Here is a 20487-nt window from a genome sequence, read left to right on the forward strand (position 1 = left end):
CCTCCGTGGTGGAAATACCGGGGTGTAGCAACAGCTCACCCATGCGGCTCTGACAACGATGTTAACCCGCGTTAAATATCCCACGTTGGCCAGCATCTGGCTCACGGAAAGTCATACTGCCTTACGGGCCGATGCTGCCTGAGTTGCTCGGCGGTTCGGCGGATCTGGCTCCAGCAACCTGACCATCTGGAAAGGTTCTGTTTCGCTGAAGGAAGATCCGGCGGGCAACTACATTCACTACGGGGTGCGTGAATTTGGCATGACCGCTATAGCCAACGGCATCGCGCACCACGGCGGCTTTGTGCCGTATACCGCGACGTTCCTGATGTTTGTTGAATACGCCCGTAACGCCTCGCGGATGGCGGCACTGATGAAAGCGCGGCAGATTATGGTTTATACCCACGACTCAATTGGCCTGGGCGAAGATGGTCCGACGCACCAGGCTGTTGAGCAACTGGCCAGCCTGCGCTTAACGCCAAATTTCAGCACCTGGCGACCGTGCGATCAGGTGGAAGCGGCGGTGGGCTGGAAGCTGGCGGTTGAGCGCCACAACGGACCGACGGCACTGATCCTCTCAAGGCAGAATCTGGCCCAGGTGGAACGTACGCCGGATCAGGTAAAAGAGATTGCCCGTGGCGGTTATGTGCTGAAAGACAGCGGCGGTAAGCCAGATATTATTTTGATTGCCACCGGTTCAGAGATGGAAATCCCCCTGCAAGCGGCAGAGAAATTAGCGGGAGAAGGTCGCAATGTACGCGTAGTTTCCCTGCCCTCGACTGATATTTTCGACGCCCAGGATGAGGAATATCGGGAGTCGGTGTTGCCTTCTAACGTTGCGGCTCGCGTGGCGGTGGAAGCAGGTATTGCCGATTACTGGTACAAGTATGTTGGTTTGAAAGGGGCGATTGTTGGGATGACAGGTTATGGGGAATCTGCTCCGGCGGATAAGCTGTTCCCGTTCTTTGGCTTTACCGCCGAGAATATTGTGGCAAAAGCGCATAAAGTGCTGGGAGTGAAAGGTGCCTGATGGTGATCGCCGGATGCTGATTGCCGGACGCTGATTGCCGGATGCGACTCTGACGCGTCTTATCCGGCCTACAGCGTCTTATCCGGCCTACATGTCCCCGCCATTTTGTTTAACGGGTGATCCACAACGTGGGCCAGGCGTCTGGCCCATGCCAGTTATCGCAGGTGGGTTCTGCGGCGTAACGCACCAGGCGAAAACGCTGACCGTCAAAGCGCCAGCGCGCCTGAATGCCACAATCGCTTAATCCGCGCCCTTTCGCTAAGGTCACCAGTTCACGCGATTTCTCATCAAATGTTGCGTTCATCAGTTCCAGTTCATTCGTCTCCTGCCCGTTGTTGAACGGCAAACGCAACCGAACCGGGCGCGAGGCCAGCGGATTTTTACGCGACACAATCCATGCCAAATCAATGGTGTTATAGGCCCCTGCCTCACAGCTAATCATCATCAGCGCTTTATCATCAGTCAGCGCAGTGACATTCACCTCACGACGCAATGGATCAAGCGAGCAGCGCAGACCATTCATCCGCCAGTTTCCATAATCCAGCAAATCGTTGCGTTCTTCGAGTGAGAGTGGCGTCGGCGTTGGGTTAACCACCGCGACCTCTTTCAGCGCAGGCGCGGGCGGTACGCTGAGCGGCGGTTCGTCCCCTTTCTTGATCCACGCGGTTTCACTGCCAACGCGCTTTTGCTGAGCATCAATAAACAACAACGCCGCTTTTAAGCCACTCAGCGAAATGGTCTGATTGCCGTCGCGTAAGGTGATCGCCTTCCCTTCCTGAATCATCTGCAAAAACGCGGTGATGGTTGCCGTATCATCGGTTACTAATAACCATGGTGAAATCCGCCACTTGTCACCACTTAACGCCAACGGCTCGCCATCTAACAGCAGCCGTGGCGCTATCTCCCCTTCTGACGCCTCCGGCGACTTCAATCCGCCGCGCTCAATACGTAAAACGGCATCGGTATGCGCCCCGGCGCTGCGGCTCAGGGTCATCACCAGTCCATTATGATCGCCCGTATTACGCGCCACGCAGAAGTTTTGGTTATTACAGGTGACCTGCCAGTCGGAAAACGCCCGTTGCGCTGGTGCCGCCCACACCAAAGACGTCGGCAACAAAGCGAAAAAAAAGAGAAGGAAAATGCGATAGCGCATGGACGGTACGACCCCAGAAGTTCAAACAAACAGCACAAGTCGTATCTTCGTTGCGCAGGTAGCGCGGCTCAATCGGATTTGTCGGATTGAGCCAATAATAAACAACGAAATATTATTGTTATTTTTCAGTCTATTAAATGTGACGTTTGCAAATAGTTAAGCAATAACACCGTCTTACCGTCACGTATCTCGCCGGTTTTGATCATCTCCAGCGCCTGGCTGAACGGCAGCTCGAGCACTTCAATATCTTCATCTTCGACACCGCCACCGGCGTTAGCGCGCTGATTGTCACTGTATTCGGCGATAAAAAAGTGGATTAGCTCAGTCACACCGCCTGGCGACATATACAGTTCAAATAATTTGCGCACTTCGCCCACTTCATAGCCCGTCTCTTCAATCGCTTCTTTACGAATGCACACTTCCGGTTCGTCGTTATCCAGCAGCCCGGCGCAGGTTTCAATCAGCTGCCCGCTTTCATTGCCATTAACCCAGGTAGCGACACGGAACTGACGAATCAGAACCACGGTCTTTTTCTTCGCGTTGTACAGGAGGATCGTCGCACCATTACCGCGATCGTAAACTTCACGTTTATGGCGGATAACTTCGCCATCTTTGCGCGTGAGATCGTAGGTAATGTTGTGCAGGGTGAAATAGTTATCGGAGAGAATTTTGTCTTTAATGAGGGTGATTTGTTGCGTCATACCGACTCCACAGCGCGAAATGAACAATTATCTTACGCTGTGAAGTCGGGTTTGTCTGCGCAGGCTATCAGTGAGATTTGACTGATTTTACCCCCAGCCAGTCAATAATCCCCTGTGCCGCATGACGTCCTTCTGCCATTGCGGTAACCACCAGATCCGCACCACGCACGGCGTCGCCACCGGCGAAGATTTTCGGATTGGTGGTCTGGTAACGGTACTGGCTTTCCACATCCGCGATGATGCGGCCCCATTTGTCTACCGTTACACCGTGCGACTCCAGCCACGGCATCCCGTGCGGATTGAAGCCAAACGCCATAATCACCGCGTCGGCTGGCATGACAAATTCACTGCCTTCCACCGGTACTGGACGCCGACGCCCCTGGGCATCCGGCTCGCCAAGACGCGTGCGCAGGAAACGAATCCCGCAAACGTGACCTTGTTCATTCAGCTCAAGCGCCACCGGCTGGACGTTAAATTCGAAGTTGGCCCCCTCTTCGCGGGCGTTCTTCACCTCTTTCTTCGAGCCTGGCATGTTAGCTTCATCACGACGATAAGCGCAGGTGACGTTACTCGCGCCGTGGCGCAGCGCAGTACGCACACAGTCCATCGCGGTGTCGCCGCCGCCCAGTACCACGACGTTAAGTCCGGCGGTATTGATAAACGGCTCTTCCGGTAGCTCTTCGAGCCCCATCACCTGTTTAGTGTTGGCGATGAGGAACGGCAGCGCGTCATAAACGCCCGGCGCATCTTCATTGGGTAAACCCGCTTTCATGGAACGGTAAGTGCCTACGCCAACGAAGACCGCGTCGTATTGTTCCAAAAGCGAATCCAAAGAGACATCTTTACCCACTTCACAATTGAGTTCGAAGTGAATCCCCATCGCGCTGAAGATTTCCCGACGGCGTGCCAGCAGGGATTTATCCAGTTTGAAAGAAGGAATGCCGAAAGTGAGCAAGCCACCGATTTCTGGATGGCGATCGTACACCGTCACCGCCACGCCATTGCGGGTCAGAACATCCGCACAGGCCAGCCCTGCCGGACCTGCCCCGATAATCGCCACCCGCTTGTCCACTTTGGTGACATGACTTAAGTCAGGACGCCAACCTTTCGCCAACGCCTGATCTGAAATATAGCGTTCAATGTTGCCGATAGTTACCGCGCCGTGCTCATCGCGAATAGTACAGGCACCTTCACACAAACGGTCTTGCGGACAAACGCGTCCGGTAATTTCCGGCAGGGTGTTGGTCTGGTGAGAAAGCTCGACGGCGGCGTCGATGTTTCCGGCTTTCACCAGTTCAATCCACTGCGGAATATGGTTATGCAGCGGGCAGGTCCATTCACAAACGCTGTGCTCGCCGCACTTAAGGCAGCGCGAGGCTTCCCGTTGTGCCTGGTCGGCGCGAAATGGCAGATAAATTTCATCAAAACCGGTTTTGCGCGCTTCAATCGCCAGTTTATCCGGCTCGCCACGCGCGGGCGTTGCCTGCATTTGTTCGACTTTACTCATTACCGGCATTTCTTGTGCAGCGGTACTGGCATGCCACGGTTGATGCTCCTGACGTGCGGTGCGCAAGCGGCGGGATTTCGCCATGCCGGAGAGTGCGACGTCAGTGACCAGTTGCAGCGCGTCCGCCGGGCAATTCTCGACACAGGCAGGACCGTTTTCGCGCCCTGCACAAAGGTCGCATTTATGCGCCGTGGCTTTTACTTTTCCTGCCGCGACGGGTGTCAGGACGATTTGCATCGTACCAAACGGACAGGCCACCACGCAGGATTTACAGCCAATACACTTTTGCTGATTGACCTGAATGCTGTCATCAACGTGGCTGATTGCGCCATTAGGGCAGCTACGGGCGCAGGGCGCATCTTCACAATGGTGACAGGTCACTGCACTACGTTGCTGCTGATGTTTGATAACCGTAATTCGGGGATGAAAATGGTGTTGGCTCAGGACATGTTGCTCATCATTGTGAGCCATGACACAGGCGATTTCACAAGCATGACAACCCAGACATTGCTGACTGTTGGCCATAATAAAACGATTCATAACGACCTTCTTTTTTGGTTGTAAAAACCTTATTCTTTATATGAGTGTTGTTATTACCCGACTTACAGGGGAATCGGCAATGTTCATGTGCCCAGAATAAGTAACTATTTCGCTATAAACTGTAGCAGCTCAAATAATCCCATCACTGACTAAATTGCGTTTCAGCGAACTGGAACATTAATGATTTTTTGTGGAGAAGACGCGTGTGATTGTTAAACGACCCGTCTCGGCCAGTCTGGCCCGGGCCTTTTTTTACATTGTGCTGCTGTCGATTCTTTCCACGGGTATCGCTCTGCTAACTCTGGCGAGCAGTTTGCGCGACGCTGAGGCTATCAATATTGCCGGATCGCTGCGTATGCAGAGTTACCGCCTGGGCTACGACTTGCAAAGTGGCAGTCCACAACTCAATGCACATCGCCAGTTGTTTCAGCAGGCACTGCATTCACCGGTATTAACCAATCTCAACGTCTGGTATGTGCCAGAAGCAGTAAAAACTCGCTATGCGCATCTGAATGCCAACTGGCTGGAGATGAATAATCGGCTCAGCAAGGGCGATTTGCCGTGGTATCAGGCCAATATTAATAATTATGTTAATCAGATAGACCTGTTCGTGCTGGCTTTACAGCACTACGCTGAACGCAAAATGCTGCTGGTAGTGGCGATTTCCCTGGCTGGCGGTATCGGTATTTTCACGCTGGTCTTTTTTACTTTGCGCCGTATACGCCATCAGGTGGTTGCCCCGCTGAATCAGCTGGTTACCGCCAGTCAACGTATTGAACACGGGCAGTTCGACTCGCCGCCGCTGGATACCAGTCTGCCGAATGAGCTTGGTCTGCTTGCAAAAACCTTTAACCAGATGTCGAGCGAGCTGCATAAATTGTACCTTTCGCTGGAGGCGTCAGTAGAAGAAAAGACCCGCGATCTCCACGAGGCCAAGCGTCGTCTGGAGGTGTTGTATCAATGTTCGCAGGCGCTGAACACAAGTCAGATTGATGTGCATTGTTTCCGCCATATTTTGCAGATTGTTCGCGACAATGAAGCGGCTGAATATCTGGAGTTAAATGTCGGTGAAAACTGGCGGATTAGCGAAGGGCAACCAAACCCGGAATTGCCGATGCAGATTTTACCGGTGACAATGCAAGAGACGGTTTACGGCGAACTGCACTGGCAAAATAGTCACGTTTCATCATCAGAACCGCTGCTTAACAGCGTTTCGTCGATGCTGGGACGCGGTTTGTACTTTAATCAGGCGCAGAAGCATTTTCAGCAGTTATTGTTGATGGAAGAACGTGCAACCATCGCCCGCGAATTGCACGACTCGCTGGCTCAGGTACTTTCTTACTTACGTATCCAGTTGACGTTACTGAAGCGTTCGATACCGGAAGATAACGCCACCGCACAAAGTATCATGGCCGATTTTTCCCAGGCGTTGAATGATGCTTATCGGCAGTTACGCGAGCTGTTGACTACTTTCCGCCTGACGCTGCAGCAGGCGGATCTCCCCTCCGCGTTGAGGGAAATGCTGGATACGTTACAAAATCAAACCAGCGCCAAACTGACCCTCGACTGCCGTCTGCCAACCCTTGCGCTGGATGCGCAAATGCAGGTGCATTTGTTGCAAATTATTCGCGAAGCGGTGCTGAATGCGATGAAGCACGCCAACGCCAGCGAAATCGCCGTCAGTTGCGTCACCGCGCCGGACGGCAATCACACGGTTTATATCCGTGATAACGGGATTGGTATCGGTGAACCGAAAGAACCCGAAGGTCATTATGGTCTGAATATCATGCGCGAACGCGCGGAACGGCTGGGTGGGACGCTGACTTTTTCACAACCTTCCGGCGGCGGCACGTTAGTGAGTATTAGCTTTCGCTCTGCAGAGGGTGAGGAAAGTCAGTTGATGTAATGCCTCCTACTGACCAAAGAATACTTGCACTTAAGGTTCAGTATAAAAGGGCATGATAATTTACATTAACTCCTTTTTTTCTCCACGATTGGCTCGTACCTTGCCGCTACAGTGAAGCAAGTCAAGCCTACAACGATACGCAGAAACACGAGGTCCTCTTTTAATGGCGAATTTCTTTATTGATCGCCCCATTTTTGCCTGGGTGCTGGCAATCCTGTTGTGTCTGACAGGGACCCTGGCGATTTTTTCATTGCCCGTTGAACAATACCCCGATCTCGCGCCACCGAATGTGCGAGTGACCGCTAACTATCCCGGCGCATCGGCCCAGACGCTGGAAAACACCGTGCCCCAGGTTATCGAGCAAAATATGACCGGCCTCGATAATCTCATGTATATGTCATCTCAGAGCAGTGGCACCGGTCAGGCATCTGTCACTTTAAGTTTTAAAGCAGGCACCGATCCGGACGAAGCCGTGCAGCAAGTACAAAACCAGCTGCAATCAGCCATGCGAAAGTTACCGCAGGCGGTGCAAAATCAGGGCGTGACGGTGCGTAAAACCGGCGATACCAATATTCTGACCATTGCTTTCGTCTCTACCGATGGTTCGATGGATAAACAGGATATTGCCGATTATGTTGCCAGTAATATTCAGGACCCGTTAAGCCGCGTGAATGGCGTCGGGGATATCGATGCCTATGGTTCGCAATATTCCATGCGTATCTGGCTGGCCCCGGCGAAACTCAACAGTTTCCAGATGACGGCTAAAGATGTCACTGATGCCATTGAGTCACAGAACGCGCAGATTGCGGTTGGGCAACTTGGTGGTACACCTTCCGTCGATAAGCAGGCGCTCAACGCCACCATTAACGCCCAGTCACTGCTGCAAACACCAGAACAGTTCCGCGATATCACCTTGCGGGTGAATCAAGACGGCTCAGAGGTAAGGCTGGGCGATGTCGCCACCGTCGAAATGGGGGCGGAGAAATACGATTATCTTAGCCGCTTCAATGGTAAGCCAGCCTCCGGGCTGGGGGTAAAACTGGCCTCCGGCGCAAACGAAATGGCGACAGGGAGCTGGTGCTCAATCGTCTCGACGAGCTGGCGCAGTACTTCCCGCACGGACTGGAATACAAGGTGGCGTATGAAACCACCTCGTTTGTTAAAGCCTCCATTGAAGACGTGGTGAAAACGCTGCTGGAAGCTATCGCCCTGGTTTTCCTCGTTATGTATCTGTTCCTGCAAAACTTCCGCGCCACGCTGATACCCACTATCGCCGTGCCGGTGGTGTTGATGGGAACCTTCTCCGTACTTTACGCCTTCGGTTACAGCGTCAACACCTTAACCATGTTCGCGATGGTACTGGCGATCGGTCTGCTGGTGGATGACGCAATCGTGGTGGTGGAAAACGTCGAACGTATTATGAGTGAGGAAGGACTCACTCCTCGCGAAGCCACACGTAAATCGATGGGGCAGATCCAGGGGGCACTGGTCGGGATTGCGATGGTGCTTTCGGCGGTATTTGTACCAATGGCCTTCTTCGGCGGCACCACCGGTGCCATCTATCGCCAGTTCTCTATTACCATTGTTGCGGCGATGGTGCTGTCAGTACTGGTAGCGATGATCCTCACTCCGGCTCTGTGTGCCACACTACTTAAGCCACTGAAAAAAGGTGAGCATCACGGGCAAAAAGGCTTTTTTGCCTGGTTTAACCAGATGTTTAACCGCAACGCCGAACGCTACGAAAAAGGGGTGGCGAAAATTCTCCACCGCAGCCTGCGCTGGATTGTGATTTATGTCCTGCTGCTTGGCGGCATGGTGTTCCTGTTCCTGCGTTTGCCGACGTCGTTCTTACCGCTGGAAGACCGTGGCATGTTTACTACCTCGGTACAATTGCCCAGCGGTTCAACCCAACAACAGACCCTGAAAGTCGTTGAGCAAATCGAGAAATATTACTTCACCCATGAAAAAGACAACATCATGTCGGTGTTTGCCACCGTTGGTTCTGGCCCTGGGGGTAACGGGCAAAACGTGGCGCGAATGTTTATCCGCCTGAAAGACTGGAGCGAACGCGACAGTAAGACCGGCACCTCGTTTGCCATTATCGAGCGTGCAACAAAGGCGTTTAACAAGATTAAAGAAGCTCGCGTTATCGCCAGCAGCCCGCCAGCAATTAGCGGTCTTGGTAGTTCTGCGGGTTTTGATATGGAGTTGCAGGACCACGCTGGAGCAGGTCACGATGCGCTGATGGCAGCACGTAACCAGTTGCTGGCGCTGGCGGCGGAAAACCCGGAGCTAACCCGTGTGCGCCATAACGGCCTCGATGACAGTCCGCAGTTGCAGATTGATATCGACCAGCGTAAAGCTCAGGCGCTGGGCGTTGCTATCGACGATATTAACGACACACTGCAAACCGCCTGGGGTTCGAGCTATGTGAATGACTTTATGGATCGCGGTCGTGTGAAGAAAGTCTATGTGCAGGCAGCTGCGCCGTATCGCATGCTGCCAGATGACATTAATCTCTGGTATGTCCGAAATAAAGATGGCGGCATGGTGCCCTTCTCTGCTTTCGCGACCTCACGCTGGGAGACTGGCTCGCCGCGTCTGGAACGCTATAACGGTTATTCTGCGGTTGAGATTGTTGGGGAAGCCGCACCGGGGGTCAGTACCGGTACGGCGATGGATATAATGGAATCGTTAGTGAAGCAGTTGCCAAACGGCTTTGGTCTGGAGTGGACGGCGATGTCGTATCAGGAGCGGCTTTCCGGCGCGCAGGCTCCGGCGCTGTACGCCATTTCCTTGCTGGTGGTATTCCTGTGTCTGGCGGCGTTGTATGAAAGCTGGTCGGTGCCGTTCTCGGTAATGCTGGTCGTGCCGCTGGGGGTTATCGGCGCGCTGCTGGCAACCTGGATGCGCGGGCTGGAAAACGACGTTTACTTCCAGGTGGGCCTGTTAACGGTCATTGGTTTATCGGCGAAAAACGCCATCCTGATCGTCGAGTTTGCTAACGAGATGAACCAAAAAGGCCACGACCTGTTTGAAGCGACGCTCCACGCCTGCCGTCAGCGTTTACGCCCGATTCTGATGACCTCGCTGGCATTTATCTTCGGCGTATTGCCAATGGCAACCAGCACGGGTGCCGGTTCCGGTGGTCAGCATGCGGTGGGTACTGGCGTAATGGGCGGGATGATTTCGGCCACTATTCTGGCTATTTACTTCGTGCCGCTGTTCTTTGTACTGGTGCGCCGCCGCTTCCCGCTGAAGCCGCGCCCGGAATAAGCAATAAAAAAGGCGACATGCTAATGTGTCGCCTTTTTCAACTTTCCGATTAAGAACCTGCTCAGCGGGTTCTTGCTGTTTGTACTTTGTCTCAGGAATTACTTACGAAGCATAACTTCGATAAAGTCTTTCCAGTTCCCCAGTTCACGTTCAATCATAACAACCTCTCTTATAATTATGGGTATTCTACGGAAACAATATACCGTGGTGAAGCTAATTTACTCGATTGCTGCGATGACTACCTCCGGGGGACAAACCTTATGTAAATACTATGGTCCTGCGGTGATAATTTGTATGTGATACACAGCAACATTTCGAGATATTCATACGGCATCTAATACTGATTTAATTCTGGTTAAAATACAGACAGATAACAAGATGAATATTCTTAATGTTTACGTTAAAAATGTTTAATATTATTTAATAGTTGTTAATTTGAATACTTCGATAATGTTATATTTCCTGATAATCATTTGCAGGCAAAATGTTTTCACCCTTAAATGAGTATTTATTCTCATAGATCGAAAAAGGATTCATTATGGTTACACTTTACGGCATCAAAAATTGTGACACCATTAAAAAGGCTCGCCGTTGTCTGGAAGCCTATAACATCGACTATCGTTTTCATGATTACCGCGTCGATGGGCTGGACAGCGAATTATTGAACGGTTTTATCAACGAATTAGGCTGGGAAGCGTTACTGAACACCCGTGGTACAACCTGGCGTAAACTGGACGAAACCACCCGCAATAAAATCACCGATGCGGCCTCTGCGGCGGCATTAATGACTGAAATGCCTTCAATTATCAAACGTCCATTGCTCTGCGCGCCTGGTAAGCCTATGCTGCTGGGTTTCAGTGATTCCAGTTATCAGCAATTTTTCCATGAGGTGTAGTCTATGTCGTGCCCGGTTATTGAGCTGACACAACAGCTTATTCGCCGCCCTTCCCTGAGTCCTGATGACGCAGGATGCCAGGCTTTGTTGATTGAACGTTTGCAGGCGATCGGTTTTACCGTTGAACGCATGGACTTTGCCGATACGCAGAATTTTTGGGCATGGCGTGGGCAAGGTGAAACGTTAGCCTTTGCCGGGCATACCGACGTGGTGCCGCCTGGCGACGCCGATCGTTGGATCAATCCGCCGTTTGAACCCACCATTCGTGATGGCATGTTATTCGGGCGCGGTGCGGCAGATATGAAAGGCTCGCTGGCGGCGATGGTGGTAGCGGCAGAACGCTTTGTCGCACAACATCCCAACCATACGGGGCGACTGGCATTTCTGATCACCTCTGATGAAGAAGCCAGTGCCCACAACGGTACGGTAAAAGTCGTCGAAGCGTTGATGGCACGTAATGAGCGTCTCGATTACTGCCTGGTCGGCGAACCGTCGAGTATCGAAGTGGTTGGTGATGTGGTGAAAAATGGTCGTCGTGGATCGTTAACCTGCAACCTTACCATTCATGGCGTTCAGGGGCATGTGGCCTACCCGCATCTGGCTGACAATCCAGTACATCGCGCAGCACCTTTCCTTAATGAATTAGTGGCTATAGAGTGGGATCAGGGCAATGAATTTTTCCCGGCGACCAGTATGCAGATTGCTAATATTCAGGCGGGAACGGGCAGTAACAATGTTATTCCGGGTGAACTGTTTGTGCAGTTTAACTTCCGCTTCAGCACCGAACTGACTGATGAGATGATCAAAGCGCAGGTGCTTGCCCTGCTTGAAAAACATCAACTGCGCTATACGGTGGATTGGTGGCTTTCCGGGCAGCCATTTTTGACCGCGCGCGGTAAACTGGTGGATGCGGTCGTTAACGCGGTTGAGCACTATAATGAAATTAAACCGCAGCTACTGACCACAGGCGGAACGTCCGACGGGCGCTTTATTGCTCGCATGGGGGCGCAGGTGGTGGAACTCGGGCCGGTCAATGCCACTATTCATAAAATTAATGAATGTGTGAACGCTGCCGACCTGCAGCTACTTGCCCGTATGTATCAACGTATCATGGAACAGCTCGTCGCCTGATGAGTGGTTCTGCAAGAGGAAATAAGCATGGACTGGCTGGCTAAATATTGGTGGATTCTGGTGATTGTCTTTTTGGTAGGCGTCCTGCTGAACGTGATTAAAGATCTCAAGCGCGTCGACCACAAGAAATTTCTCGCCAACAAGCCGGAGCTTCCCCCGCATCGTGATTTCAACGATAAGTGGGACGATGACGACGACTGGCCGAAAAAGGATCAACCGAAGAAGTAAGCTGAGTGCTCAACCGTAGGCCGGATAAGGCGTTAACGCCGCATCCGGCAATGGTGAACGATGCCTGATGCGACGCTCACGCGTCTTATCAGGCCAGGTAATCTGTCTTTTACATCATTTCAATCACATCATCATCGCCAGGCTTACCGCCACTTAGCGCTTCGTCGAAATAATGTTTCGGAATGGTATAACGCAAGTGATCCAGGGCAAATTGCATACTGCGATTGTCGATCGCATGGCCTAAATCCTCCACGATATCCAGCGTCACGTCACCACCGGCACTGATTAACGCTTCCTGCGCCGCAACCGCATGCGCCAGATCGATAACCGGATCTTCACCGCCATGAATCAGGTGAATTGTCGTTGCTGTAGACGCGGTTTCCGGCAGGCTCGCATAGCGTCCGTTAAAAGCAATGACGCGTGAAGCAAGGCCCGGTTCGGCTTTAATACTCTCCAGCGCCATAATCGCGCCTTGAGAGAAACCGATTAACGCCGTGGCGTTAGCCCCTACTCCACTCTGTTTCTGCCAGTAGCGTACCGTTTCAATAAACGTCGGCATGATGGCATCCACACGCGCCTGGCGATTATCTTCCGTAATACCCTGCACCGAAAACCACTGACGCCCCGCCGGATTACCGCTCGGCTCCGCGCCACCGACACTCACCACCAGCGCATCAGGAAACAGCGGTGCAAACCAACTGCCTATTTCCCCCATTGCCACCGAGTTATCCCCGACACCGTGGAAAAGCAGTAACAACTGTTGCACAGGTTTATCCGGGCTTTGAACAACAAAATGGTCATGTTTCATGGCGAACTCCTTAACTGATGTCATTAATTTTACGCCGCTGGCTCACAATGACCATGGGAGAAAATTGAAGGAGTCAGTGAAAAAATTGCCATTGCGTTATGCGATCGCGCAGACGCTCAGTGCGAACATCATTAAGTGCGAACAGCGCATGCGCGGCCTCTTCCCGCTGACGGACCAGTAACATCTTGCGGCCTGCAAGTTTAAGTGTGGTACATAACTGCGCATCACTGGCATTTTTCTGTAAACGCCCACGCAGCGCCGGTAATGCCAGTTCACTGGTTTGTAGCAGACGCAATAAGCAACCTAACGACGTTAATAGCGGACGATGAGCAAAAGCAAAACCGGCCAGTTCAAGCCAGTCGTCGTCAGAAAGCACGATATCGTTTAGTGGATCAACAGGAAGTGTTTCGCCATTCCACTGCGCGAGAGCTTGCGCATCGCGACGTAAACGGTAATGCTCACGTTCAGCCAGCTGTTTACCCGCATCACTCATCGGTAACAGCGCCATCGCCGTATAGCAACCACTGCTGGCTTCACGATGATTACCCATTCGTACCAGCACAAAACCGCAGCGTTGCCAGAAACGCCATAACTCCCCGGTGTAACCAAAACTCACCGAAAGATAGTCGAGGTCTTGCGTATATTGCAAAGCGCTGGCAATGAGCTGTTGCCCAACGCCTTCGCGCTGACGAGCCGGATGAACTGCTATCCGGCTGACCCGCCGTCCACGCAATGTCGCTGCCAGTGGATTGCTACCGTGCGCCGCCAGCGACTGGGCCACCAGATTACCCCGCGGGCGACGAAAACCTGCCCATACCGCCTGACTGAGTTGTTGAGATAATCCCCCCTCATCCACCAGCCACAGCGCTCCGGCAATCTCGTTTTCGCCAGCCGCCTGTAAAAAATATTGCCCTAGTGCATCCATCATCCGGCGTAAATCCAGCGGCGAAGTCCGGTAGTGCGCACCAGACAATAACTGATAAACCTTTAACGGCGTTTCTGGCTCGCTTCGCCATAACGTTTGTTCAAATGCGGAAATGACGATATTGCCTTGTGGTGTATGGGTGAAGTTTTCATCGTCAAAAACCAGTGCCTCACTAACCATTTTTTCCAGCGGGCATCCCTGTGCCCAGCGGATCGGCTGTTGCAGTTCAAAACGGTGTAAATGCGGAAAGCGAGCGCAAAATTTCAGCAAAAAACCACGTCCGGTGCCTTCGTAGCCCTGCACCGTAGTGGTTAACAACGTTCGAGGAAAACGCGATACCAGTTGATGCAACAACGGCGCAGGTATGGCTGCGGCTTCATCGACCACCAGCCAGTCGGCTTGCTCATCGCTGGCTAACAAGGCATCCGGCGCAATAAAGCGAAACTTCTCGCCCGCAAATTGTGCCAGTACATCCGTTGCCGCTTTTGCGGGCGCGGTGACAATCGCACTGCCCGCAATACGAGAAATGAGTTGCCCTGCCAGCGCCGACTTACCGCACCCACGCGCAGCCGTTACCGCTGCCACGCCCGGCGGCATGGTCAGTAGCTGCTGTAAGAGTTGCTGTTGTTCTGGTTGTGGTGCGCCGGTCGCGGGGTGCCAGTCAGTACGGGGAGTAAAATGCGCCAACGAGAACGGCTGGTTTTGCCGCCAGAGAATAGCGTCGTTATCCGCCGTAAGTACGCGTTTGAGATGCTGGACAAAATGCGGCGTCGCAATAGGGTCAGGGCAATCACTCCAGCGCAGCGAGTCGGCATCAGGTTGGTTTTCCCACTCTTCCCATACAGGGAGTAACAAAACCAGCCAGCTTCCCGCTTTCAACGTTCCGCTAAGTGCCGCAAAGGCAGCGGCATCAAAGCCGTGGCGGGCGTCGAATACCGCATGCCGGAACTCGCGCCCAAGTAAAGTTTGTAGCGCCGAGGGAGAACAGTGGTTTTCAGCATCTGGCTGCGGCGAAATCCACAGCCAGTCGCCAAGTAAGGCATCACGCAACTTAAGCGCATGATCAAAACACCAACCCTCTTCCCCGCTCAACACCAGCAAGCGGCGGATCCCTTCACGTTTCATTTGCGCTGTTAATGTGTAAAGCGCAGTCAGTTCAGCCATCCCTGCCCCGGAAATTAAATGCTTTTACCAAAAGTATTGCATTGTGCCGGATCGCCGCTGTCGAAACCACGTTTAAACCAGCTGTAGCGTTGCTGAGAAGTGCCATGTGTGAAACTGTCTGGTACTACTCGCCCCTGACTTTGCTGTTGTAAACGGTCATCGCCGATGGCCTGCGCCGCATTCAGCGCCTCTTCCAGATCGCCGGTTTCCAGAACGCCTTGCTGCTGCATGTTATGCCCCCAGACACCGGCAAAACAGTCGGCCTGGAGTTCCATACGCACAGATAAGCGGTTCACTTCCGCCTGCGTCGCGTTTTGTTGCAGTTGACGAACTTTCGGCTCGATGCCTAACAGTTTCTGCACATGATGACCGACTTCATGGGCGATAACGTACCCCTGGGCAAAATCGCCATCCGCGCCAAGTTTGTCTTTCATGTCATCATAGAAGGAGAGATCGATATAAACTGTGCCATCCGCCGGGCAATAGAACGGCCCCATAATGGACTGGCCCGCCCCGCAGCCGGTGCGCGTCATTCCACGGTACATGACCAGCTTCGGTTGCTGATAGGTCTTACCCATCTTCTCGAACTGTTGTCCCCAGGTGTCTTCCGTGGTTGCCAGAATCACCGAGGTGAATTTTGCAGCTTCGTCTTCATTAGGGCTAATGGACCGCGTTGATTGTTGTTGGGAAACCGGCTGTCCAGTCATTAACCCGGTTAAATCAACACCATAGTAGCCTGCAACCAGCACGACTATCAGTAAAATCAGCCCGCCTTTACCGCTTGGCAGGCGAAAACCGGGACCGCCCATAGATGGACCACCGGCGCTGTTGCGCCTGTCTTCAACATTGTCACTTTCACGTCGCCCTTGCCAACGCATAGATACCTCAACAATATATTCATTATAGAAATGATCGTAGGTGGTTCAGAGGAAGATTACCACAGGAAAGCGGGATGAAATGGCGGAGGAATGAGCGTTCAATGCATATATTCCGAGAGCGGTTGTCTTGCCGTGCCAGCTGCACGGCAAGATGATGAACAGAAAAATCAGTCCAGCTGTACACCCAGGCGGCGGGCGACGGCTTCATAGGCTTCGATCAGGCCACCGAGGCTCTGGCGGAAACGGTCTTTGTCCATTTTCTCCAGTGTTTCTTTGTCCCACAGGCGGCTGCCGTCCGGGGAGAACTCATCGCCCAGTACCACTTCACCTTTGTACAGACCAAACTCCAGCTTGAAGTCGACCAGAATCAGACCAGCATCATCGAACAGTTTTTTCAGCTCGTCGTTCGCTTTGTAGGTCAGCTCTTTCATACGCGCCAGGTTCTCTTTGCTCACCCAGCCAAAGGTTTCGCAGTAAGATTCGTTGACCATCGGATCGTGCATGGCATCGTTTTTCAGGAACAGATCGAACAGCGGCGGGTTCAGCTCAATACCTTCTTCGATTCCAAGACGTTTCACCAGAGAGCCAGCAGCACGGTTACGCACGACACACTCAACCGGCACCATATCCAGCTTTTTCACCAGACATTCGGTATCGGAGAGCAGACGCTCCATTTGAGTCGGGATACCCGCTTCAGCCAGTTTGCTCATAATGAAGTAGTTGAACTTGTTGTTCACCATACCTTTGCGATCAAACTGCTCAATGCGCGCGCCATCCCCTGCTGACGTATCATTGCGGAATTCGAGCACCAACAGGTCCGGGTTTTCCGTGCTGTATACGGTTTTCGCTTTACCACGATACAACTCAGCTTGCTTTTGCATCTTTATCACTCCTGGGTGTGAATTAACGTTTTAAAATCTTTTGTTGTCTGGTGTGCCGGATGTTTTGTCGGATGCGGCAAGAACGCCTTATCCGACCTACGTCCGACAAACAAATTTCGTGCGAATTACCGCTAAAATTGCATTTTTCTGCCGACGCACACGTTTGCGTATCATATCAGAAAAAAGGGCCGGATGACTCCAGCCCTGTATTTTTACTTGCTAAACGCAGCCTGGAAGACAGCTACCAGCGCGTCGTTCTGACTCTGAGTCAGAGTATGACCTTTCGGATCGATGAACTGTAGGCTGCTGCGGTTATCTAAATCGCCAACCTGCAGTTTATAGTCACCGGATGCCAGGCCTGGATCGCTCGCGCCCAGTTCCTGCCAGTCGCTGTCAGACAGCGGCTTATAAGTTACGGCCATGTTACCCTGCGAACGGGTGCTGTCGGTCACTTTCATGCCCACTTTTTCCAGCGCCGCTGGCAGACGTTGCCAAACCACATTGAACGGCCCGCGTACGACCAGCATCGGTAAACCGGTGTCATCAGCTGCACTTTGTACGTCCATAGTGGTGGAGGCACGATTTTGCGCAGCGTTCGCGGCGTCAGAGGCAGATTTATCCAGACCGGCGGAAATAACGTTCATCATCTCCGTGCTGTAACGCTGCATGGAAGCCGCGTCTGCAACCGGTTTACCCGCCTGTTCCAGGTTCAGCAGTTTAACCGTAACCGCCTGCTGATAACCCTGCGGCTTAACAGAGATTTGATAACGACCACGATACTGCTCGTCTTCGTCCAGACGGTTCCATTGTACCCAATCGATGGTCAGTGTCTGACCAGCATCATCACGTTGGGTGATGGTGTAGTTTTTCGCCTGCAGCACGCTAACCACCTGCGGCCACAGAGTATTGCCACGACCATTTTCCACCAGCAATGAAGCGGTATCGCCCGTGAACTGGGTACGCACGCCAGAAACCAGTGCCAGCGGCTGGGCTGGTGGACGAATGTCCAGCGCCTTACCGACAGCACCACTACCGTTGGTCACCGGGATTGCATAATCACCGGAGGTCACCGGCAAAATCATTCCAGCCGGGGCATGAAGCTCCGCAAGCGGTGCCGCTTCCAGGTAGGCTTCATCACCACTGACCTGACGCTTATAACGTGAGTCAGAACTACAGGCAGCGAGTAATAAAATAAGCGAAACACCCGCAACCTTTGCCAGGCGCGACTTTTGAACAGAGTAAGCCATCAAATCTCCCTAAACTTTACAGCAAACCGGCATGCTTAAGCGCCGCTCTGACCGTCTCACGACCACTGTCGGTGATTGGTGTCATTGGCAGGCGCAGCGTATCGGTCGCCACAAGACCCAGTTCCTTACATGCCCATTTCACCGGGATTGGATTGGGTTCGACAAATAGTTTGTTGTGTAATGGCATCAGACGCTGATTAATAACGCGTGCCTCGGCAAAATGCCCTTCTGCTGCCAGTTTGCACATCTGGGCCATATCACGCGCTGCGACGTTAGCCGTAACGGAAATAACCCCATGACCGCCTAATTGCATGAAGTCCAGCGCGCTCGCATCATCGCCGCTCAGCAGAACAAAATCATCTGAAACCAGCTCTTTGATCTGGTTTACACGCGTTAAGTTCCCTGTTGCCTCTTTGATTCCGATAATATTTTTTACTTTCGCCAGACGGCCCACCGTTTCCGGGAGCAGATCGCAGCCAGTACGGGACGGCACATTATACAGAATTTGCGGCAGGTCAGTATGTTCAGCGATGGCTTTGAAATGCTGATACAAACCTTCTTGCGACGGACGATTGTAGTAAGGGGTTACCGTCAGGCAGCCGACGATACCGCTGTCATTGAAGCGCTGCGTCAGGCTAATGGCTTCCGCAGTAGCGTTAGCACCGGTCCCGGCAATCACCGGAATGCGCCCGTCAGCCAGCTCCAGCGTCATCATCACCACATCAGCATGTTCGTCATGATTTAAGGTAGCGGACTCGCCAGTGGTGCCAACAGAAACGATCGCCGAAGTACCGCTGGCGACATGATAATCAATCAGTTTTTTCAAGCTAGCCCGACAGACATTACCTTTTTCATCCATCGGAGTAACAATCGCGACAATACTTCCCGTGAACATGGGCCATCCTCTGTGCAAACAAGTGTCTCAATGGTACGTTTGGTATGGCATTAAAAGCAAGCAGACAGAACCGTTCTGATTGTTGTATGCATGTTTTTTTTATGCTTTCCTTAAGAACAACTCACCCCTTAAAGGAATAACCAGTTTGACACTGTCATCGCAACATTATCTGGTGATCACTGCGTTGGGTGCCGATCGCCCTGGAATTGTGAACACCATCACCCGTCATGTCAGTAGTTGCGGCTGTAATATTGAAGACAGTCGCCTGGCGATGCTGGGAGAAGAGTTCACGTTTATCATGCTGCTTTCCGGTTCATGGAATGCCATTACTCTGATTGAATCAACGTTACCGTTGAAAGGTGCCGAACTGGATCTTTTAATCGTGATGAAGCGCACGACGGCGCGTCCGCGTCCGCCAATGCCAGCATCTGTCTGGGTTCAGGTCGATGTTGCAGACTCCCCGCATTTAATTGAACGCTTCACAGCACTTTTCGACGCGCATCATATGAACATTGCGGAGCTGGTGTCGCGCACGCAACCTGCTGAAAATGAACGGGCTGCGCAGTTGCATATTCAGATCACCGCCCACAGCCCCGCATCTGCGGACGCAGCAAATATTGAGCAAGCGTTCAAAGCCCTATGTACAGAACTCAATGCACAAGGCAGTATTAACGTCGTCAATTATTCCCAACATGATGAACAGGATGGAGTTAAGTAATGAATCCACTGAAAGCCGGTGATATCGCACCGAAATTTAGCTTGCCGGATCAAGATGGAGAACAAGTTAATTTGACCGACTTCCAGGGACAGCGTGTTCTGGTTTATTTCTACCCGAAAGCCATGACCCCCGGCTGTACCGTACAGGCCTGCGGCTTACGCGATAACATGGATGAGTTGAAAAAAGCGGGCGTTGATGTGCTGGGTATCAGCACCGATAAACCCGAAAAACTCTCCCGTTTTGCGGAAAAAGAGCTGCTTAACTTTACGCTCTTGTCTGATGAGGACCACCAGGTGTGCGAACAATTCGGCGTCTGGGGTGAAAAGTCCTTCATGGGCAAAACCTACGATGGTATTCATCGCATCAGCTTCCTGATTGACGCTGATGGCAAAATCGAACATGTCTTTGACGATTTTAAAACCAGCAATCACCACGACGTTGTGCTGAACTGGCTGAAAGAACACGCCTGATTACTTTGCTCCATTCCGTGCTGGCTGCGCTTGCGGTCAGCACACCTCACTTCTCGTGATCAAGATCACATTCTCGCTTTCCCCTGCGACACGGGTGTCGAATCCATTTTTTGCTGAACGTTAATGACCATCATTTT

General features: G+C 52.4%; 16 protein-coding genes and 2 pseudogenes. 8 read left to right on the top strand and 10 right to left on the bottom strand.

The window, feature by feature from the left end; genetic code table 11:
* Nucleotides 1-119: 119 nt before the first annotated feature.
* Nucleotides 120-1027 (top strand): annotated as a pseudogene (locus BGK49_RS11140) (transketolase-like TK C-terminal-containing protein); the annotation flags it as partial.
* Nucleotides 1028-1136: 109 nt separating this feature from the next.
* On the opposite strand, the gene BGK49_RS11145 reads toward BGK49_RS11140, so the two are convergent.
* From BGK49_RS11145 to aegA, 3 genes are all read right to left on the bottom strand, one after another.
* The gene (locus tag BGK49_RS11145) at nucleotides 1137-2180 is read right to left on the bottom strand and encodes a DUF1176 domain-containing protein (protein WP_001270544.1); all 1044 of its coding nucleotides are present in this window, start codon (nucleotides 2178-2180) and stop codon (nucleotides 1137-1139) included.
* A gap of 125 nt (nucleotides 2181-2305) precedes the next feature.
* Nucleotides 2306-2881, bottom strand: a complete 576-nt coding sequence (nudK, locus tag BGK49_RS11150; protein WP_005043458.1) for a GDP-mannose pyrophosphatase NudK — start codon at nucleotides 2879-2881, stop codon at nucleotides 2306-2308.
* Nucleotides 2882-2948: 67 nt separating this feature from the next.
* Nucleotides 2949-4928, bottom strand: a complete 1980-nt coding sequence (gene aegA / locus BGK49_RS11155; protein WP_001078871.1) for a formate-dependent uric acid utilization protein AegA — start codon at nucleotides 4926-4928, stop codon at nucleotides 2949-2951.
* A gap of 205 nt (nucleotides 4929-5133) precedes the next feature.
* Here aegA and narQ point away from each other — a divergent pair, with 205 nt between their 5' ends.
* Nucleotides 5134-6834, top strand: coding sequence for a nitrate/nitrite two-component system sensor histidine kinase NarQ (gene narQ / locus BGK49_RS11160; RefSeq protein WP_000636129.1), 1701 nt, complete (start codon nucleotides 5134-5136; stop codon nucleotides 6832-6834).
* Between the two features lie 163 nt (nucleotides 6835-6997).
* Nucleotides 6998-10110: pseudogene (gene acrD, locus BGK49_RS11165) on the top strand (multidrug efflux RND transporter permease AcrD).
* Nucleotides 10111-10208: 98 nt separating this feature from the next.
* Here the strand turns inward: acrD and ypfM are convergent.
* Nucleotides 10209-10268 carry a protein YpfM gene (gene ypfM / locus BGK49_RS26555; protein ID WP_001386977.1) on the bottom strand — a complete coding sequence of 20 codons (60 nt, stop codon included), beginning with the start codon at nucleotides 10266-10268 and terminating at the stop codon, nucleotides 10209-10211.
* A 380-nt stretch (nucleotides 10269-10648) separates the two neighbouring features.
* Between ypfM and BGK49_RS11175 the strand changes: the two genes are divergently transcribed.
* Genes BGK49_RS11175 through BGK49_RS11185 form a run of 3 tightly spaced genes read left to right on the top strand, consistent with a single transcriptional unit; the run spans nucleotide 10649 to nucleotide 12364 of the window.
* A complete protein-coding gene (locus BGK49_RS11175; protein ID WP_000258227.1) occupies nucleotides 10649-11005 on the top strand; it encodes an ArsC family reductase in 357 nt (118 codons plus the stop codon).
* Nucleotides 11006-11008: 3 nt separating this feature from the next.
* Nucleotides 11009-12136, top strand: a complete 1128-nt coding sequence (gene dapE, locus BGK49_RS11180; protein ID WP_001277801.1) for a succinyl-diaminopimelate desuccinylase — start codon at nucleotides 11009-11011, stop codon at nucleotides 12134-12136.
* A gap of 27 nt (nucleotides 12137-12163) precedes the next feature.
* The gene (locus BGK49_RS11185; RefSeq protein ID WP_000383836.1) at nucleotides 12164-12364 is read left to right on the top strand and encodes a YpfN family protein; all 201 of its coding nucleotides are present in this window, start codon (nucleotides 12164-12166) and stop codon (nucleotides 12362-12364) included.
* Between the two features lie 109 nt (nucleotides 12365-12473).
* On the opposite strand, the gene ypfH is transcribed toward BGK49_RS11185, so the two are convergent.
* The 6 genes from ypfH to dapA all read right to left on the bottom strand — a co-directional run bounded on the left by ypfH (nucleotide 12474) and on the right by dapA (nucleotide 19162).
* Nucleotides 12474-13172 carry an esterase gene (gene ypfH / locus BGK49_RS11190; RefSeq protein ID WP_000679848.1) on the bottom strand — a complete coding sequence of 233 codons (699 nt, stop codon included), beginning with the start codon at nucleotides 13170-13172 and terminating at the stop codon, nucleotides 12474-12476.
* 73 nt (nucleotides 13173-13245) lie between these two features.
* Nucleotides 13246-15261 (bottom strand): tRNA cytosine(34) acetyltransferase TmcA, encoded by a 2016-nt coding sequence (tmcA, locus tag BGK49_RS11195; RefSeq protein ID WP_000829382.1) that lies wholly within the window; start codon nucleotides 15259-15261, stop codon nucleotides 13246-13248.
* A gap of 14 nt (nucleotides 15262-15275) precedes the next feature.
* Nucleotides 15276-16139, bottom strand: a complete 864-nt coding sequence (gene ypfJ, locus BGK49_RS11200; RefSeq protein WP_001267487.1) for a KPN_02809 family neutral zinc metallopeptidase — start codon at nucleotides 16137-16139, stop codon at nucleotides 15276-15278.
* Between the two features lie 167 nt (nucleotides 16140-16306).
* The gene (gene purC / locus BGK49_RS11205) at nucleotides 16307-17020 is read right to left on the bottom strand and encodes a phosphoribosylaminoimidazolesuccinocarboxamide synthase (RefSeq protein WP_005026404.1); all 714 of its coding nucleotides are present in this window, start codon (nucleotides 17018-17020) and stop codon (nucleotides 16307-16309) included.
* Between the two features lie 212 nt (nucleotides 17021-17232).
* Nucleotides 17233-18267, bottom strand: a complete 1035-nt coding sequence (gene bamC / locus BGK49_RS11215) for an outer membrane protein assembly factor BamC (protein ID WP_004985482.1) — start codon at nucleotides 18265-18267, stop codon at nucleotides 17233-17235.
* 16 nt (nucleotides 18268-18283) lie between these two features.
* Complete coding sequence (dapA, locus tag BGK49_RS11220; protein WP_001295469.1) at nucleotides 18284-19162, bottom strand: 4-hydroxy-tetrahydrodipicolinate synthase; 879 nt, start codon at nucleotides 19160-19162, stop codon at nucleotides 18284-18286.
* Nucleotides 19163-19307: 145 nt separating this feature from the next.
* On the opposite strand from dapA, the gene BGK49_RS11225 reads away from it, so the two are divergent.
* Together BGK49_RS11225 and bcp are read left to right on the top strand one after the other, a co-directional pair.
* Complete coding sequence (locus tag BGK49_RS11225; protein WP_000176187.1) at nucleotides 19308-19880, top strand: glycine cleavage system transcriptional repressor; 573 nt, start codon at nucleotides 19308-19310, stop codon at nucleotides 19878-19880.
* The gene (gene bcp / locus BGK49_RS11230) at nucleotides 19880-20350 is read left to right on the top strand and encodes a thioredoxin-dependent thiol peroxidase (RefSeq protein ID WP_001068682.1); all 471 of its coding nucleotides are present in this window, start codon (nucleotides 19880-19882) and stop codon (nucleotides 20348-20350) included. Before BGK49_RS11225 ends, bcp begins: the two co-directional genes overlap by 1 nt.
* The last annotated feature ends 137 nt before the right edge of the window (nucleotides 20351-20487 follow it).

The organism is Shigella sp. FC1544 (assembly GCF_001722145.1).
GTDB classification, from domain to species: domain Bacteria; phylum Pseudomonadota; class Gammaproteobacteria; order Enterobacterales; family Enterobacteriaceae; genus Escherichia; species Escherichia coli.

Coding starts and splice junctions, on each gene's coding strand:
- purC (WP_005026404.1), bottom strand. CDS start 17,020: ATGCAAAAGCAAGCTGAGTTGTATCGTGGTAAAGCGAAAACCGTATAC.
- BGK49_RS11175 (WP_000258227.1), top strand. CDS start 10,649: ATGGTTACACTTTACGGCATCAAAAATTGTGACACCATTAAAAAGGCT.
- aegA (WP_001078871.1), bottom strand. CDS start 4,928: ATGAATCGTTTTATTATGGCCAACAGTCAGCAATGTCTGGGTTGTCAT.
- bamC (WP_004985482.1), bottom strand. CDS start 18,267: ATGGCTTACTCTGTTCAAAAGTCGCGCCTGGCAAAGGTTGCGGGTGTT.
- dapE (WP_001277801.1), top strand. CDS start 11,009: ATGTCGTGCCCGGTTATTGAGCTGACACAACAGCTTATTCGCCGCCCT.
- tmcA (WP_000829382.1), bottom strand. CDS start 15,261: ATGGCTGAACTGACTGCGCTTTACACATTAACAGCGCAAATGAAACGT.
- BGK49_RS11145 (WP_001270544.1), bottom strand. CDS start 2,180: ATGCGCTATCGCATTTTCCTTCTCTTTTTTTTCGCTTTGTTGCCGACG.
- ypfJ (WP_001267487.1), bottom strand. CDS start 16,139: ATGCGTTGGCAAGGGCGACGTGAAAGTGACAATGTTGAAGACAGGCGC.
- ypfH (WP_000679848.1), bottom strand. CDS start 13,172: ATGAAACATGACCATTTTGTTGTTCAAAGCCCGGATAAACCTGTGCAA.
- dapA (WP_001295469.1), bottom strand. CDS start 19,162: ATGTTCACGGGAAGTATTGTCGCGATTGTTACTCCGATGGATGAAAAA.
- nudK (WP_005043458.1), bottom strand. CDS start 2,881: ATGACGCAACAAATCACCCTCATTAAAGACAAAATTCTCTCCGATAAC.
- BGK49_RS11185 (WP_000383836.1), top strand. CDS start 12,164: ATGGACTGGCTGGCTAAATATTGGTGGATTCTGGTGATTGTCTTTTTG.
- bcp (WP_001068682.1), top strand. CDS start 19,880: ATGAATCCACTGAAAGCCGGTGATATCGCACCGAAATTTAGCTTGCCG.